This window comes from Persicitalea jodogahamensis, from assembly GCF_014651615.1.
In the GTDB taxonomy this organism is placed as follows: Bacteria; Bacteroidota; Bacteroidia; order Cytophagales; family Spirosomataceae; genus Persicitalea; species Persicitalea jodogahamensis.
On sequence record NZ_BMXF01000002.1, the window covers coordinates 701,649 to 718,166 of the forward strand.

Annotated in this window: 16 protein-coding genes; 7 read left to right on the forward strand and 9 right to left on the reverse strand. The window is 50.8% G+C overall.

The features are described from left to right. Positions 1-209 precede the first annotated feature (209 nt). Positions 210-857: a hypothetical protein gene (locus tag IE117_RS13140; protein ID WP_189564900.1), complete on the forward strand. Its 648-nt coding sequence runs from the start codon at positions 210-212 to the stop codon at positions 855-857. Positions 858-949: 92 nt separating this feature from the next. Further along, positions 950-1,465 carry a GNAT family N-acetyltransferase gene (locus IE117_RS13145; protein WP_229580832.1) on the forward strand — a complete coding sequence of 172 codons (516 nt, stop codon included), beginning with the start codon at positions 950-952 and terminating at the stop codon, positions 1,463-1,465. A 14-nt stretch (positions 1,466-1,479) separates the two neighbouring features. Here IE117_RS13145 and IE117_RS13150 read toward each other — a convergent pair whose 3' ends face one another. The 3 genes from IE117_RS13150 to IE117_RS13160 form a co-directional block, all read right to left on the reverse strand. Next, positions 1,480-1,755, reverse strand: a complete 276-nt coding sequence (locus IE117_RS13150; protein WP_189564901.1) for a type II toxin-antitoxin system RelE family toxin — start codon at positions 1,753-1,755, stop codon at positions 1,480-1,482. Further along, positions 1,745-1,954 carry a hypothetical protein gene (locus IE117_RS13155; protein WP_189564902.1) on the reverse strand — a complete coding sequence of 70 codons (210 nt, stop codon included), beginning with the start codon at positions 1,952-1,954 and terminating at the stop codon, positions 1,745-1,747. Before IE117_RS13155 ends, IE117_RS13150 begins: the two co-directional genes overlap by 11 nt. 326 nt (positions 1,955-2,280) lie before the next feature. Beyond that, on the reverse strand, positions 2,281-2,427 hold the full coding sequence (locus IE117_RS13160; protein ID WP_189564903.1) for a hypothetical protein: 147 nt from the start codon (positions 2,425-2,427) through the stop codon (positions 2,281-2,283). 42 nt (positions 2,428-2,469) lie between these two features. Between IE117_RS13160 and IE117_RS13165 the strand changes: the two genes are divergently transcribed. Then, positions 2,470-4,470 (forward strand): glycoside hydrolase family 97 protein, encoded by a 2,001-nt coding sequence (locus IE117_RS13165; protein ID WP_189564904.1) that lies wholly within the window; start codon positions 2,470-2,472, stop codon positions 4,468-4,470. Positions 4,471-4,661: 191 nt separating this feature from the next. Continuing rightward, positions 4,662-5,789: a PepSY-associated TM helix domain-containing protein gene (locus tag IE117_RS13170; RefSeq protein WP_189564905.1), complete on the forward strand. Its 1,128-nt coding sequence runs from the start codon at positions 4,662-4,664 to the stop codon at positions 5,787-5,789. A 21-nt stretch (positions 5,790-5,810) separates the two neighbouring features. Here the strand turns inward: IE117_RS13170 and IE117_RS13175 are convergent, their stop codons facing one another. The 3 genes from IE117_RS13175 to IE117_RS13185 form a co-directional block, all read right to left on the reverse strand. After that, positions 5,811-6,077 (reverse strand): Txe/YoeB family addiction module toxin, encoded by a 267-nt coding sequence (locus tag IE117_RS13175; protein WP_189564906.1) that lies wholly within the window; start codon positions 6,075-6,077, stop codon positions 5,811-5,813. Beyond that, positions 6,077-6,304, reverse strand: coding sequence for a DUF2683 family protein (locus tag IE117_RS13180; protein ID WP_189564907.1), 228 nt, complete (start codon positions 6,302-6,304; stop codon positions 6,077-6,079). Before IE117_RS13180 ends, IE117_RS13175 begins: the two co-directional genes overlap by 1 nt. Positions 6,305-6,434: 130 nt before the next feature. Beyond that, complete coding sequence (locus IE117_RS13185) at positions 6,435-7,394, reverse strand: NAD(P)/FAD-dependent oxidoreductase (protein ID WP_189564908.1); 960 nt, start codon at positions 7,392-7,394, stop codon at positions 6,435-6,437. Positions 7,395-7,508: 114 nt separating this feature from the next. Here IE117_RS13185 and IE117_RS13190 point away from each other — a divergent pair, with 114 nt between their 5' ends. Then, positions 7,509-8,339, forward strand: a complete 831-nt coding sequence (locus IE117_RS13190; RefSeq protein ID WP_189564909.1) for a hypothetical protein — start codon at positions 7,509-7,511, stop codon at positions 8,337-8,339. Positions 8,340-8,449: 110 nt separating this feature from the next. Continuing rightward, positions 8,450-10,069: a sodium/sugar symporter gene (locus tag IE117_RS13195; RefSeq protein ID WP_189565374.1), complete on the forward strand. Its 1,620-nt coding sequence runs from the start codon at positions 8,450-8,452 to the stop codon at positions 10,067-10,069. Positions 10,070-10,175: 106 nt separating this feature from the next. Here IE117_RS13195 and IE117_RS13200 read toward each other — a convergent pair whose 3' ends face one another. Next, positions 10,176-10,622 carry a peptidylprolyl isomerase gene (locus tag IE117_RS13200; RefSeq protein WP_189564910.1) on the reverse strand — a complete coding sequence of 149 codons (447 nt, stop codon included), beginning with the start codon at positions 10,620-10,622 and terminating at the stop codon, positions 10,176-10,178. Positions 10,623-10,853: 231 nt separating this feature from the next. On the opposite strand from IE117_RS13200, the gene IE117_RS13205 reads away from it, so the two are divergent. Then, positions 10,854-14,033 (forward strand): S41 family peptidase, encoded by a 3,180-nt coding sequence (locus IE117_RS13205; protein WP_189564911.1) that lies wholly within the window; start codon positions 10,854-10,856, stop codon positions 14,031-14,033. A 115-nt stretch (positions 14,034-14,148) separates the two neighbouring features. On the opposite strand, the gene IE117_RS13210 is transcribed toward IE117_RS13205, so the two are convergent. Both IE117_RS13210 and IE117_RS13215 read right to left on the reverse strand, forming a co-directional pair. Beyond that, on the reverse strand, positions 14,149-14,952 hold the full coding sequence (locus tag IE117_RS13210) for a lytic transglycosylase domain-containing protein (protein ID WP_189564912.1): 804 nt from the start codon (positions 14,950-14,952) through the stop codon (positions 14,149-14,151). Between the two features lie 453 nt (positions 14,953-15,405). Continuing rightward, on the reverse strand, positions 15,406-16,518 hold the full coding sequence (locus tag IE117_RS13215) for an XdhC family protein (protein WP_189564913.1): 1,113 nt from the start codon (positions 16,516-16,518) through the stop codon (positions 15,406-15,408).

The following is a 16,518-nucleotide window of genomic DNA, read 5'->3' on the forward strand; positions in this document are numbered from 1 at the left end:
AAGCGCAAAGCCACAAAACGAAAGCACCTATCCGATATAGATTCTAAAAACCTCTTCTTCGTGAAGAGGTTTTTTTGTTTACGTATTGATTGCTAGTGGATTACTTATTGAGCGGTAGTAATGTTTGGGGAGTAGAAAATTATTTTTGTCTTCGCCATCAGCGAACAGCTTGCCGTTGGCCAATCCCTATTCACTAAACTCTCAAACCTATGGAAACGCAGGAAAAAGCAGACGATCCAAAAACAATCCTTCTGAAAGACATCGGGCTTGCTACCTTGCCCAAACCTTACCCAGGCGGCGTGTCAACCCGCTCCTCAGTCGTTAAAAAGTACGCCGTCGCAGCGAAGGATGTTCTTAAAGGCCCGCTGGTCTTCGTCAATCAGGGCATCTCGCTCACGCCCGGCACTCCACAAGGCAAGCTGAAGTCACACCTGAGTTTTTTTCAGGCGAGTATGGTACTCACGGAAAGTTCCGCCGGGAACAATAACAACATGGTCCTTTTCGGTTCCCAGCAGCAGAACGGGCAATGGCTGGGTTCCGATGGATCGGTGCAGGTGGAGTTTGAAACGGAGGATACCAAGACCGCCTACCTGGTAGAGTTCTTTATCAACCTTCCCAACCTGAGTGGCCCGCCCGAGCAGTGGAATCTGACATTGGTAGGGTATATGAATGGTGTACTTACTACCGTCGATCATTCTTTCAGCAGTAGCCAGAAAGGGAATAAAGTTCTGCAATTCTTTGTTTCTCCCAGCCCCATCCGTAACCAGTTTTTGCTGCTACGGCCCACTTGGCAACCCAACAAGCCTACATCTACCTGGAATTTTTACGGTGTTGAGATTACGGCTTTCAAATCCTGAATTCTAATCCAGGATCGACCGTGGTGATTTCCCGATTGAGTGAATACATTTGCATCTTAGCGTTCTGTATTCACTCAATCGCCTCTACTCCCTTGTCACTTCTGCCCGCTACCACCACCGACCTACCGGAACTTACCCAACTCATCAACAGCGCCTACCGCGGCGATAGCTCCCGCAAAGGCTGGACGACCGAAGCCGACCTGCTCGGCGGCATTCGCACTAGCGAGGCAAGCCTGGCCGAAACCATCGCCAAGCCCGACTCGACCATCCTGATCCACCGCGACGAGGCGACTGACGTGCTCATTGGCTGCGTTTATCTCGAAAAGAAAGCCGACCTGATGTACCTCGGTATGTTGACCGTTTCGCCGGAAATCCAGGCGCGGGGTATTGGCAAAAAACTCTTGCAGGAAGCCGAAAACTACGCCCATACCCTCGGCTGCATCGCTGTGGAAATGACCGTGATTTCCCAGCGCGCCGAACTCATTGCGTGGTACGAGCGGCGCGGTTTTGCACTCACGGGCGAAACGCGGCCTTTTCCGATGAACGACCCACGCTTTGGGGAGCCGAAGACGAATTTGGAATTTGTGGTGATGCGGAAGGGGTTGTGAAAAACTAACCTAGTTCAGTAGACGTCCTTCCGATGGGCAATTTTCAGGATAAAAATTGTGATCTGTTCGTTTTCAATCGAATAGATAACTCTGTAATCACCCACTCGGATACGAAAATAATCATCGGCGTCGATTCCCCGCAGGGTGTAATTTTTAAGCTTTTTATGCCCCGGTGGCTTTGGCTCTTCGGCCAGATTTTCGATTTTCTCAAAAATACGATCCTGCATTTTGGCAGGAAGTCGTTTCAACTCCCGCTCGGCAGAATCCGTGATAACGACTTTATACGCCACGGCTGCGCAGTATTTCCTGCTTCACTTCCTCAAAAGGACGGGTCGGCTCGTCTCGCCGCTCCGCTGCGTCCAACGTGTCAATGAGGTCTTCCACAATTTCCTGAACGGCCTCGTTGGTCAAATCCAGTTGAATCGCGGTTTTCTGTCCTTGGCTATTGGTCACGTAGCTTAGGCCCTGTCGGATGTCGGTGGTGTTCATGTCGTTATCTTTCTAGTTTGCTTTGAAACGAAGAAAACAAATTTAGTCAAAAATACACTTATTTGCGGAATCCGGCTCTCGTCCACAAACGACCCGCGCTTCGGGGAGCCGAAGATGGATTTGGCGTTTTTGGTGATGCGGAAGGGGTTGAGCTAATCTACGGCTAGGAGTAGATAACTACAGCAAAGAACTCAAATGTCGATGGCTGATAGGAAATAGCCACTTTTATGACCAAATCTGATCATCGCCAGTGCATTATGATTTTCAACCAGTATCTAAGTGGTTGTTGGGATAAAGTCGTAGGTTTCACAATCTTATGGATGGCCTTATTTGCCGCTGCTTCCGAAAAATCGCCTTTCAACGTGATCGACGTGCAGCGTGGGCAAAACACATTTTCCGTCGTCATGCGCCTGACAGATTGACGGAATAATTACGTCCAGCCCCTGCTTCCGGCACTGGGATATCTGTTTCATTGGTGTAGTTTTGAGCAATTTTTCAATTCTAGCCCACCACTGATGCATTTTTCCAAGTACCTTCTTTCCCGACTGCTCCTTTTCTCCCTCCTCCTTTCCTCCTTAATCCCCACTTTCGCCCAAAAAGACATTACCATAAAGTCTCCCAACGGCAACCTGACCTTTACTTTCCAGATAAATCGTGATACGCCGACCTACAAAGTCAATTACAAAGGCACCGAACTCATCGGTGAGTCGAGTTTGGGGCTGAATTTCGTTGAGGGCGGAGCGTTCGGCAATCGGCTGAAAGTAGGGACACCCGACTACTTCAACGCCGAAGAAAACTACGACCTGGTCGTTGGAAAAACCGGATACGTGTACAGCTACAGCAAGGCGGTTTCGATTCCGCTGACGGAGCGGACAACTTCGCGACAAGTGAATCTGGTCGTGCGGATGTTCAACGATGCGGTGGCTTTTCGCTACGAATTTCCCGTGCAGAGTAGCTGGGCCGCCTACGAGTTGACGGATGAAAAAAGTACCTTCAACATTCAAGGCAATCCGAAAGTACGGGCTTTGCAGTTTGGTACTTACAACACGTCGCACGAAGGCTACTACCAGAAAATGCCGCTGAGTGAAGTCAAAAATGACACGCTCATGGATATGCCCGCCCTGTTCGAGTTTCCGAACAAGGTGTACATGGCCATTACCGAGGCCAATTTGCGGGACTACGCCGGAATGTACTTAAAGAAAAAAGACGGCTACCTCACGACCCAGCTATCGCCGCTGCCTGGTGAATCCGGGATAAAAGTGAAGGCCAACCTGCCGCACCAAAGTCCGTGGCGGGTGATGCTCATCAGCGACCGCATCGGCGATTTGATGGAGTCTACTACGATCACCTCGCTCTGCAACTCAAAAATCAAGCAGGATTTTTCCTGGCTGAAACCGGGTAAAACATCTTTCCACTGGTGGAATGGCGACATCACGCCCGACACGACCTTCGCGCCGGGCATCAACTTCGAAACTAATAAGTACTACATCGACTTCTGCGCCGATAATGGCATCGGCTACCATTCCGTGATCGGCTACGGGGGCTTTCCCTGGTACGTGAGCGACGCGGCGGGTTACGGAGCCGTGGGTAAAAATACCGACGTGACCAAAACCGTCCCGACGCTGGATATGCAAAAGGTGTGTGACTACGCCAAGGAGCGCGGGGTGGGCATTCATGTGTGGGTGCACTGGTATGCCATTCACCGGCAGTTGGAAGAAGCTTTCACGCAATTCGAGAAGTGGGGCATCAAGGGAATGATGGTCGATTTCATGGATCGCGACGATCAGGAGATGGTCAAAATTCAGGAGGAAATTCTGCTGGCAGCAGCCCGGCACAAACTGTTCATTCAGTTTCACGGGTCGTTCAAACCCACGGGTCTAAGCCGTACTTATCCCAACGAACTAACCCGCGAAGGTACCCTCAACTACGAAACCAACAAATGGAATCCCCGCGCCCTGAGCGCCGACCACGACCTCGACATTCCCTTCACGCGGGGCCTGGCCGGACCGACTGACTATCACCTGGGTGGCTTCCGGGCTGTGCCACCGGGCGATTTCAAGACGCAGTATACCCGTCCGCTCATGGGTAGCACCCGCGCCCACATGCTGGCAATGTATGTGGTGCTGGAAAGCTACCTGACAATGGTGGCCGACTACCCTGAGGCGTACCTGGGTCAACCCGGCTTTGATTTTCTGAAAAAAATACCCACCACCTGGGACGAAACCAAAGTCCCGGCGGCGGAACTTGACAAATTTGCCACGACCGCCCGGCGCAGCGGCACGGACTGGTACATGGGTACCATTAACAGCAGCACCGCCCGGAAAATCAGCATTCCGCTGGCGTTTTTAGGGAAGGGGAAATACAAGGCGAAGATCTACGCCGACGCGGCGGATGTCAGCAAAGATCCCAATCACCTGGCTATTTCGGAAAAAGTCCTGACTGCCGCTGATTCTCTAGAAGCTATCCTGGCTGCTGGCGGTGGCCAGGTGGTTCATTTTGTTAGAGTTGGAGAATAATTTTCCTATAATTCAGAAGATTCTGACTATGATCGCTCAAATCCTTTGACCGGATGAATCATTCCCTATTTTTGCGCCTTTAAGCGGCAGATGCCAGCTTGTGAACAAGAGTTTGATCCGCCAGTATTGGGATTAAAATTTCGGATTGCCTAACAGTATCAACCATCCATCATCAATTCTCCATTAAATAAATGGCCAAGACTTCTGATTTCGATAACCTCGTGTATGCCATCCACAAATGGTGTGGCCTCATTGCCGGGCTTTTCATTTTGATGCTCAGCATTACGGGAGCAATGCTGGTTTTTAACGATGAAATCGACACCGCCACCAACGCCGACATGGTGAAGGTCAATCCAGAAGGCCAGCGGCTATCCACCGATGCGCTGATACAATCGCTCGTCCAGCAACTTCCTGATGCTTCGCTGAGCAGCACGTTGCTTTATCCCGGTGAACCCGACCGGGCTCCAATGACGCAACTGCGGCTGGGCGACAAAAACTGGTGGGTGTATCAGAATCCTGCTACCGGAGCCGTGCTAGGCAAGCGCGAGCCCAACGAAACATTTATGAAGGTAATTCTTCACGTTCATGAACACCTGACACTAGGACAAACCGGCCACGCTATTTTACTGGTTGTCGGCATTGCCTTGATTTTGATGGTAGTTACCGGAGTTTGGTACTACCGAAAATCTTTGTTTTCGGTATTTAAAATTGGCGTGCGGAACCGAAACACCTATCTTGTCAATTCTGATCTGCACAAGCTGACGGGCGTGCTGAGTTTTATTTTCCTGCTGTTGATGGCCGTGACGGGTAGTTTTATGCACTGGGAAAAGGTGGAGCGGATGTTTGAGCCCAAGGAAGCCCCCGCAGCGGCCCGTGCCGAAGAGCCCCAAGTCGAACCCGCTGCGCCCGACTACACGCAGCTTTCGCTGGTTCGTGGTCTGCAGATTGCCGAGAAGTCCATTTCTGATTTCACGCCCGCCCAGATCAGGTATCCCAAAGCTGCCGACGGAAATGTAGTTATCGCCGGAACGCGCCCCGAGAGCAATCGCTTGCTGGGCGTGTACACCTCGTCGGTAGAAATCAATCCCGCCAGTGGCGAGGTCGTAAAAGTAGAACATGCCGAAGACCGGGACTTCGAAGCCAATGCCGAAGCCTTCATGGAGCAAGTCCACTTCGGGCATTATGGCGGAATCGTTATCCAGCTATTTTACGCGCTGGGCGGTATCGGCCTGGGCATCATGACCATTACGGGGTTCGTGATTTGGTGGAAAAAGCGAAATTTTCCAAAGCAGAAAGCGAAGGCAGCGCGGATGGCGTAGTCAGGAGGGCCAAGTAATCATCTACTTATAGTGACCTCTTGCCGACAAAATTCGAATATGATTCTCAAAGACCTCGTAAACAAGACGATGTTCTTTATTTATTCTCCTTGACCAACAGCCAGATAAGTCATGTCTCAGAATTTCGGGCTTGCCTGTTCCCTCGAATGGATGATCCGCTATTTCCTCCAAAAGCGTGAGCAATTTTTTCAAAACGGCTCTGTTCCCGGCTTTTCGATGGTAAGAAATATCTTTTCTGGCTTGTTCTGAAAAATCTAAACGATAAGCCATTACAATCCCAGAAACTCTTTCAGATCTTCCTTTTGAACACTGGTGAAATTGCCGTCTTTGAATTCCTGTTGGCTCTGTTTAATCTTGGCAACAAAATCAGGATTGTATGAATCACCAGGATTTGCGTCATGCTGTTCATCGGCAATCTGAACAAAATCGAGTGCCTGAACTAGTTGCATGAAAAAGGAATATCGATTTTCACGGATATTGAGCGTTACCTGTTTCATAATTTTATGTGAAAATAGATTGATATTTCTCTAACAAAAGTGCCGTCTTTCAACATTTACCGTTCTCGCGCCAACAAAGTTCCGTATCGAACTTTCCAAATCGAATTCACACGGCTTCATGCCCTGGCGGTCAAATTGAACTTTCCAGGAATCGTGCCATCTGCAAACCAGATTGAAAAGCACCCTCCACGTTACCCATACCGAAACCGTCACCACCCATGAGCAGCGGGAAAGGCGTGTTCAAAGCTGCGAAAGGCTCCGGGGAGCGCATGTCGGCCAAACTGTACCGCCAGCGATGGACCTGGTATTCCCCAACATTTTCGGCGGGAATCCAGTCGGTAAGTTGATCCAGTAGTTTTTGTCCGGCTTGTTTCAAATCGCCTTCCAGATTAGCCAAGCTGAATTCCGGCGAGGCGTGGATGGTAACGGTGGGTTGCTCGGGCGCAATGCCCTTCTGCTGGTTGTCGGTCACGGTGGCAATATCGCCCTCTTCAAACTTCACCAGGCCGGGTGCGGGTACTTTGCTTGGTTCTTTCAGTAAAGCCAAAACGGCCAGGCAAGGCTGATATACAATGGCAGCAAAGGCATGTTCACCGGCTTCATTCAGGGGTAGTTGGCTGTCTTGCAGTAAAATGGCTGCTTGCGGGGCGGGAATGGTGAGGATGACCGCATCCGCCGAATAAGTGCTTCCGGCTTCGGTCGTCACTTGGCAACCCTTTTCCTCGCTTTCGATCAAAGTAGCGCGCTCCTGCAATTTTATATTCAGATCTTTGGCCAGGTACTTGGGAATTGTACTCATGCCGTTAGTACCAAAGTAGCGGGGGTGCTCAATACCCGCCTCCTCCAAATCCCAGGCTTCGACGATTCCTTCTGCTTCCAGCCTTTCGATTAACTGACGAAACTCGGGCGTACGCACCGAGAAGTACTGCGCACCGTGGTCGGCGCGGGTATTGTCGATACGACGCGTCGCCATGCGGCCGCCGACACCCCGTCCTTTGTCAAGCAGCGTGACTTCCCAACTGTGTTTGGCGAGTTCGTGTGCGGCAGATAATCCGGCCATGCCAGCGCCGATAATAATGCATGAATTCATTTACTTCATTTTTAATTTGAAAAAAGCCGCGAGCCATTGGCCGACAGCAGACAGCTACTTATTACTTTTACCTTCAACAAGAAATGATCCGCATTGTTGAAAAACTTCTCCTCCTTGGTTTCCCGTTTATTCAAAGTTCTGAAACTCCTTTTACTAGGTACTTTCGTGGCCGTTGTGAGTTATTACTTTTTGTACTCTCACATATTTTATTGCCAGGTGGTTCCCTATTCGGATTTTGATGAGGTGAACCGGAAACTGTATGTGAGTGCGGAAATCAATGTAGTGCAGCGACAGCGAATGTACGAAGCCATCGAGAAAGCACGGCAACGGATTGGCAGTTTTTGGGGTAAATCGGTAGGGGAGGCTACCATTATTTTGTGCAGTAACCCCGTTGAATACCAGAAGTACTGCCACAGCAACGAGGGGGCAGGGTGTAGTTTGGGGACACCCTGGGGCGATTCCTATATCGTGTTGAATCCCTACGGCCTGAATGTGGACGTGGTCAGCCATGAAATGTGCCACGACGAGCTTTTTACAAGATTGGGCTGGTGGAAAACTACCACCCAAATTCCGCAATGGTTCAACGAAGGACTGGCTCTGATGCTTGACCGCCGTTTCGTTCAGGAATCGGAGCCGATGAAGCGCTACCTCAGCTACAAAGACGAATGGCTGTACCTGACCCACGGGGCACAGGAAGTGCTGGAATTGAAGGATCTGAAAACGATACGAGGTTTTTTCGGAGGGGGGCAACGCCACGTGATGCTGGCTTATATGTCGGCGGGCATGGAGGTGTCTTATTGGCTGCTGCTCACTGGACCGGGAAGCATCCATGCCTTGCTGGATACATTGCGGGAAGGGGGCGATTTCACAAAGACCTATGCCAATCTGAAAAAAGCCGGAGAATCACAGCAGCACGTACCGCCTTCGTTTTATCCATTGCATTGATTTTTGCAGGATAAGCCCAAAATCGTGCATTATTTTCACAAAAAACGTACTTTCGCCCTCGCTTAAAAAGAGACACCTTCCATTTGCTTTCACTTTAACCCTACCTGATGATGCAACAATTACAAACGCTCGATTATGTTGTCTTTTTCTTCTACTTCATAATCGTTGCGGGCTACGGATACTGGATCTACCATCGCAAAAAATCCGAAGCCGCTTCCACTACCGATTTCTTCCTGGCGGAAGGTTCCCTGACCTGGTGGGCCATTGGCGCGTCGCTGATCGCTTCCAACATTTCCGCCGAGCAGTTCATCGGCATGTCGGGTAACGGCTTTTCGATGGGTCTGGCGATTTCGACCTATGAATGGATGGCTGCCGCCACGCTGATTATCGTCGCGGTGTTCTTCATGCCCATTTATCTCAAGAACCGCATATTCACCATGCCGCAGTTTCTCGAACAGCGGTATAACAAGAGCGTCAGTCTGATCATGGCCATTTTCTGGCTGGCTTTGTATATTCTGGTCAACCTGACCTCCATTCTGTATCTTGGAGCGCTGGCCGTTTCCGGTATCTCCGGCCTGGATTTTGATTTCTGCATGTGGACGCTGGCCATTTTCGCCATTGTCATCACGCTGGGCGGGATGAAAGTAATCGGCTACACCGACGTAATCCAGGTCTTTTTCCTGATACTGGGCGGTCTGGCCACCACCTACCTGGCGCTCAACCTGGTGTCCGACGATGCCGGACGACAGGGGATGATCGAGGGTTTCAAAGCCATGACCCAAAATCACGACGACCATTTTCACATGATTTTCGAGAAAGGCAATCCGTTTTACTCGCAACTACCCGGTCTCACGGTACTGATCGGGGGGATGTGGATCGTGAACCTCAACTACTGGGGTTGTAATCAGTACATCACGCAACGCGCACTCGGCGCCGACCTCAAAACTGCCCGGAATGGTATCCTTTTCGCAGCTGGCCTGAAACTACTCATGCCCGTGATCGTGGTACTTCCCGGTATCGCGGCCTACTCGCTCTACAGCCGGGGAATGTTCCAGACTGAGATGCTGGGACCCGACGGCATGCTACTGCCCGACAAAGCTTATCCGGTACTGCTGAACCTGTTGCCCGTGGGACTGAAAGGACTTTCTTTTGCTGCTCTGACGGCGGCAGTCGTGGCGTCGCTGGCTGGAAAAGCAAATAGTATCTCGACGATTTTTACGCTCGATATTTTCAAAAACTACATCGGAAAGAACAAGTCCGAAGCACAGCTTGTGCGCACGGGACGCATCGTGGTAGTAGTCGCGATGGTATTAGCCATCGTGGTGGCTCCTTACATGGGTATCGACAAGAAGGGCGGCTTTCAGTTCATTCAGGAAATGACCGGACTGCTTTCGCCCGGTATCTTCGCCGCTTTTGTCATGGGCTTCTTCTGGAAACGCACCAACTCCGCCGGGGCACTCTTCGCCATAGTGGGCGGCTTCCTGATCGCGCTGGCCATGCACAACGGCTTCCCACCCTTCACGGGTTGGGAAACGGTTCCTTTCCTCGACCGCATGGGGGTCGTGTTCCTGATTTGCGTTACAGTAATGGTAGTTCTTGGCTTCGTGGCACCTGGCCAGAACAAGGGGCTCGAAATCGACGTCTCCATGTTCAAAACGCACCGCTCGTTTACAATTGGCGCGTTGGTAGTCATTGCGATCATCACATTCTTGTACGCCTATTTCTGGTAGGGAGAGAATGATCCCTGCAACTATCCAGATAGCGGTTTAACCGAAAAAAGCCGCCCGAAGAATCGGGCGGCTTTTTATTTACTCAGGAACGAGCCATGCTGAACCTTTACGCTATTGCCTCTTCCTGAATCGTGATCTTCTGAATCTTGTCACCCTGCCGGATGGCGTCGATTACTTCTAGCCCCTCTACTACCTTGCCGAAGCAGGTGTGGTTGCGGTCGAGGTGGGCGGTATTGTCGCGGCTGTGGCAGATGAAAAACTGCGAGCCACCCGTATTACGTCCGGCGTGAGCCATCGAAAGTACCCCCCGATCGTGATACTGCTTCTCGCCGTCCAGTTCACAATCGATCTTGTAGCCGGGGCCGCCGCGGCCCGTACCTTCAGGGTCTCCACCCTGAATCATGAAATTTGGGATCACGCGGTGGAAAGTCAGGCCGTCGTAGAAGCCTTTTTTAGATAGATTTACAAAATTCTGAACCGCTTTTGGGGCATCGTCGTCATAAAATTCGATCTGCATCGTCCCTTTATCGGTCACCATTTCTGCCTTAGTCATATTTAATTTTTTTCGGTTAAAACATACATTAATCTGCAAAGGTACGACGAGCCACGCGGGTTTTAAAGTCGATTGGCTAAATTGGGGGCGGTCTTCGACTTCGCTCAGACTGACAAAGCTGACTTCGCTCAGACTGACAAAGCTGACTTCACTCAGACTGACAAGGTGTTTGTGTTAGAAATCATTGGCTAAATTGGGGGCGAATTGAAAACCTTCATTCCTTCATACTTCATGAAACTTATTTTTACGCTTTTGGTGGCCATGCTGTTGGCTGCTTCCAGTTTCGCCCAGACCTCCAACGTCTATTTTACTTCTTTTCCCACGCTCACGCCAGATGGCGGTACCATCATTTTCAGCTACGAGTCGGACCTTTGGAAAGTACCCGTCAGTGGCGGCAACGCCACGCGCCTCACTGCCATGCAGGGCGCCGAAACCCGACCGCGTGTATCGCCCGACGGACAATGGCTGGCGTTTTCGGCCACCGAAGGCGGTAACGACGATGTGTATGTAATGCCCCTGAACGGCGGACCAATCCGGCAGCTGACCTACCACAGCAGCTCCGACCAGGTAGAAAGCTGGTCGTGGGATTCCGAAACGATATATTTCGAGTCGGGCCAGCAGAATGGCGGTACTACCTACACCGTGGCGCTCGACGGTGGTACCCCCAGGCGGATGTTCGGACACTACTTCAACCGCATCCACAGTGTGGCCGAAGCTCCCAACGGCGACCTTTACTTCAACGATACCTGGGAGAGCGATAACCAAGCCACGCGCAAAGGCTACAAGGGGGAATTTAATCCTGATATTCAATATTATAATCCCAAAACCAAAGCCTATAAACGCCTGACCGACTACCTTGGTAAAGATATGTGGGCCACCATTGACCGCTCTGGAACCGTCTATTTTGTTTCGGATGAAGGCAACGGGCAGTACAACCTCTATACTTTTAAAGAGGGCAAAAAAACGCCGCTTACCCATTTTCCCGAAGCGATCAAACACCCGCAGGTAAGTGCCGATGGCCGGAAGGTAGTTTTTGAGAAAGGTTACCAACTCTGGCAGTACGATGTCGCTACCAAGCAATCAACTCTTGTCCCCCTTGTTCTACCCCAAAACCTGACATTGCCCAAATTGCAGGATTTTGACGTAAAGAGTAAAATTTCTGCCTTCGATGTCGCACCTGACAATAAGAAACTGGCCTTTGTTTCGCGCGGGGCGCTGTTCGTATCGGACAAGGAGGGGAAATTCGTTCAGCAACTCAATACCCGCCCCGAAGAGCGGGTATTGGAAGTAAAGTGGCTGGCCGACAGTCTCACGCTACTGTACAGCCAAACCGTGAATGGCTACGCCAACTGGTTTACGCAAACCGCCGATGGAAAAGGGCAGGAAAAGCAGATTACTACCGACCAGCAAGGAAACCGCCACCTCACGCTTAACGACAAGCTAACCCAGGCTGTGTACTTAAGCGGACGGAATGAGGTGCGTTTAATGGATCTCAAGACCCTGATAAGTACCACCGTAGCCAACGAAGAACTCTGGGCATTCCAGAATGATGTCCCAAGCTTTTCCGCCAATGGTGAGTACATTGCCTTCACGGCTCACCGCGATTTCGAACGGGAGATTTACCTCTATCACATCAAGGATAAAAAGCTCATCAACCTGACCAAATCAGGCGTGTCGGAGGGCGAGCCGACCTGGTCGCCCGATGGGAAGTACCTGTATTTTGTTTCGGATTTGTTGAAGCCAAACTACCCTTTCGGTTCGGATAAAACCAAGATTTACCGCCTTCCGCTGACCAAAATGGACGAACCGTTCCGGGGGGAGGAGTTTGAAAAACTATTTGAAAAAGAAGATAAGAAGGACGACAAAAAAGAAGAAGACGAAAAGGGGAAAGGGAAGAAGAAAAAAGAAAATAAGGATACGAAGAAAGAGGACGAGAAGCCTTTCGTGACGATGGCGTTGGATACGGTGGACATTATGGAGCGGCTCGAACAAATCGGGCCGGATTTTGGGGCGCAGGAAAATGTTGCTGTGGTTCAGAAAGACGACAAGACGTACATCTTGTACGTTTCGAACCACGAGGAAGGCAAGGAAGCCCTGTGGCGCACGACCCTGGAACCGTTCGAGGAACCCAAAACTGAGAAAGTGGCGGACGGGATTTCTTCTTACGACCTGGTGCGGGCCGATAAGTCGTACTATCTGCTTGCGGGGGGCGTCATCCGCACGCTTGACCTCGAAGGCGGCAAAACCAAAGATATTGCCGTCGATTACACCTTCCGCAAAAATCTGAAAGATGAGTTCCGGCAGATGTACTACGAGGCTTGGGCGGGCGTGGAGGAAAATTTTTACAGCGGCGATTTTCACGGCACCGACTGGCAGGCCATGCGCGACAATTACGCAAAGTACCTGCCTTATCTCACCGATCGCGAGGATTTTCGCACCCTGTTCAACGATATGCTGGGCGAGCTGAATGCCTCGCACCTGGGCTTCTACACCCGCGGCGATGAGGAAGAAGTCTTTTATGAAAATGCCACCATGGAAAGTGGCCTGCTTTTCGATCCAGCTCAGCCGTATCGCGTGGCGCGAATCGTGAAGCGCAGTGCGCTGGATAAAGAAAAAAAGAGCGTGAAACCCGGCGACCTGTTACTGGAAGTGAACGGCGAAACCGTGGATACGACGCGCAACCGGGACTACTACTTTACCAAGCCTTCCCGAGATGACGAAATGAAGCTGACCTTCCGACGGGCCGGGGCTGATACCAACTACACCGTGAGGCTTCATCCGCAAAGCTCATTGAGTGGAAATCTTTACGATGAGTGGCAGGACTGGAATCAGCGGTATGTGGACGAGAAAAGCAAGAACCGCATCGCCTATGTCCACATGAAGAACATGGGCATGGGCGAGTACGAAGATTTTGTGAAAGACATGACCCGCGACTGGTATAACAAGGAGGCTCTTATTTTAGATTTGCGCTACAACACGGGCGGCAACGTCCACGATCTGGTACTTCAATTCTTGTCCCAGAAACCCTACCTGAAATGGAAGTACCGGGGAGGAGCGTTCACGCTGCAACCTAACTTTGGGGTGGCTGCCAAACCCATCGTGATGCTCATAAACGAGCAATCGCTCTCCGATGCCGAAATGACCGCCACAGGCTTCAAAGCTCTGAAATTGGGCAAGGTCATCGGTACTGAAACCTACCGCTGGATTATTTTCACTTCCGGCAAGGGGCTGGTGGATGGGTCCTTTTTCCGGCTTCCATCTTGGGGATGCTACACCCTCGATGGCGACGACATCGAAAAAGAGGGCGTCAAGCCCGATATTTACGTCAAACAAACTTTCGTCCAGCGGCTTGCCGACGAGGACCCGCAACTCGACCGGGCGATCGCGGAGATTATGGGGGAGTTGAAATAGGCATCGGCTTTTTACAACGAAAACTTCCCGAAAGCTCGAAGCTTTCGGGAAGTTGGTACGGTTTTCATCTGTAACGCAAAGAAACGGAAAAAGCCGACTGCCGATAGCCAAAGTACTACCTCGCGCTCGCCAGCAGTAAAGCCTGCGCTACATCGGCGGCTTCGCGCTTACGCTTCATGTAGGTCATTACCTTGGTTACGGTGCCTTCCTTGGCCCAGGTACTGCTGCGCTCGGGCTGGTTCACCCATTCCTTTACGGCCACCAGCCGGTAAACATACTTGGTCGTTTCGCCGTTCAGGCGCAGAGCGAAGTAGTTGTCCTTATCCTGCTTGTCCATGTGGCGGATGATGCGGTTCGGGCCGGCATTGTAGGCAGCTGCTACCAATGTCCAATCCCCCAGCTCGTTATAAAGCCATTTGAGGTACCTGGCCGCGGCTTTGGTGGATTTTATCAAATCCTTCCGCTCGTCAATCTGATCGTTCACGACCAGGCCTAATCCTTGTGCCGTCGCGGGCATGAATTGCCAGTAGCCCGTAGCCCCGCGCGGCGAAACAGCTTCGCCATTCATCGCGCTTTCGATGTAGGGGACGTACTTGAAGTCGGAGGGAATACCGTGCTTTTTCAGGATGGTTTCGATCTGCTTCATCTTTTTCTTGGCACCTACGCGGGAGCGCGCAAAAGAAGGGTGATCGTAAAAGCGGACGGCGGTTTGGTAGCGTTTCGCTACCGTGGAATGATGCAGGGGCAGGGTGTCGCCACAAAACTGCACATCAAGAATGCTTAAATCAAAATTTGGTTCTACTGCTGTTACGGCTGGCTCCGAAGTGACTTCGGTAGCAGGTGTTTCAGTATCTGTGCGATCGAAAGTAAACACGCCCAGAGACATTACCGATACGGCAATCATTAAGAATCGTATCATGCATAATCAGGTTCGTTCTACATAATTTAATAGTCAGCAAAGGTAACGTGATTGTGTAAAAAAAGTTTTACCATTCGATAAAAAACTGACTAACAGGGCTTAGTGAGCTCTGAAAATGACAATATCTCTTATTGAATTATATAGAGCAATCTTTGTAAAATGCAATTTTTATAATTCTACAAACTGTGAAATTGTCGAAACAATGATTTGCAAAACGATGAAAAGACAAAGGTATTGTCGGTAAATGGCCGAAAGCGGCTAAGAAGCGTTTTCGTGTCGATTTGGTACTTTCCAAGAAAAGAGCACTGAGAAGAGAAAAAGCAAAAAAAAGGGGGAGAAAACGACTTTTTCCGAGAAAATCAGGGGAAAGAGTTTGTAGAATTTTGTTCTATTTCAATATGAATTAGTACAAAATACAGTTGACAAGAGGTAGTTTTCGGTCGAAACGGCTCGTTAACGCTCGTGAATTGTGGATGACCGCTCCCGCAACATTCCGCCTTTGCGCTGGGAAAACACCGATCTGATTTCAGCTACCATCGATAGCGCAATCTCTTCCGGTGTAATTGCTCCGATATCCAGGCCAACGGGCGCAAAAATTCGCTCCCCAGTTTCCTGAGAAATGAGTATACCGTCCTCGCGCAATTCTGTAAAAATTCTTTCGGCCCGTACCCGCGGGCCAAGCAGACCGATATAAGGGGCGTCCAGTACCAGTGGTAAGTTGCTCTTATCCGTTTTGTAATCGTGCGACATAAGAATAACCGCCGAAAAGTCATCAATCAGTGTGGGGGAAAAATCCTCCGGCGAAACTACGGCGCTGACCAGCGCGGCCACTTCCCGGTGAATTTTTTGCGGATTGGCCACAATAGTCGCACGCCAGCCCGCTTCCTTTATTACTTTGACCAGCGGGAAAACGTCATACTGATGCCCCATAATAATCACGTGCAGCTCGGGGGGCAGAAATTCAGCAAAAACTTCCAGTTCGCGACCATCATCCAGCACCAGTGACACAGCCGCTGATTTTCTAGTATTCAACACCAGTTGAATTTCCTGTTCCAAGCGCTCGACGAACGACCTGTCCCCCAATCCTCGCAGATTCTCCCGATCGTCGTAACGAATGATATGTCCCATTTCGAAGCCGTTCAGCTCGCCTTCCAGTTTGGTGATGGTCAGCAGCACATTGGTTTGGCGGCGATCAGCCACAACCTCCTGCAAAACCGAAATCGGGCTATGCGGGTCATCGGGCAAAACGGGCGTCAGCAGTACGTCGATGATACCGTTGCACCCCAGACCTACCCCTATCTGGTGGGCATCGTCCTCGGTGGTATCGTACGTAACCAAGCTTGGTTTCGACCGGGCGATGGCCAGTCGCGCCTTTTTTAGCGCGTCACCTTCCAGACAGCCGCCACTGATACCACCCACCCAGGTGCCATCATCAACCACCAGCATCCGCGCGCCCGTGCGGCGGTACGACGAACCCTCCACCCGCACCACGGTAGCCAGGGCGGCGTGCTGTGTATCGTAATTGAGACGGTCGTATGCGGCGAGGATGGATTTGATTTCTTTCAT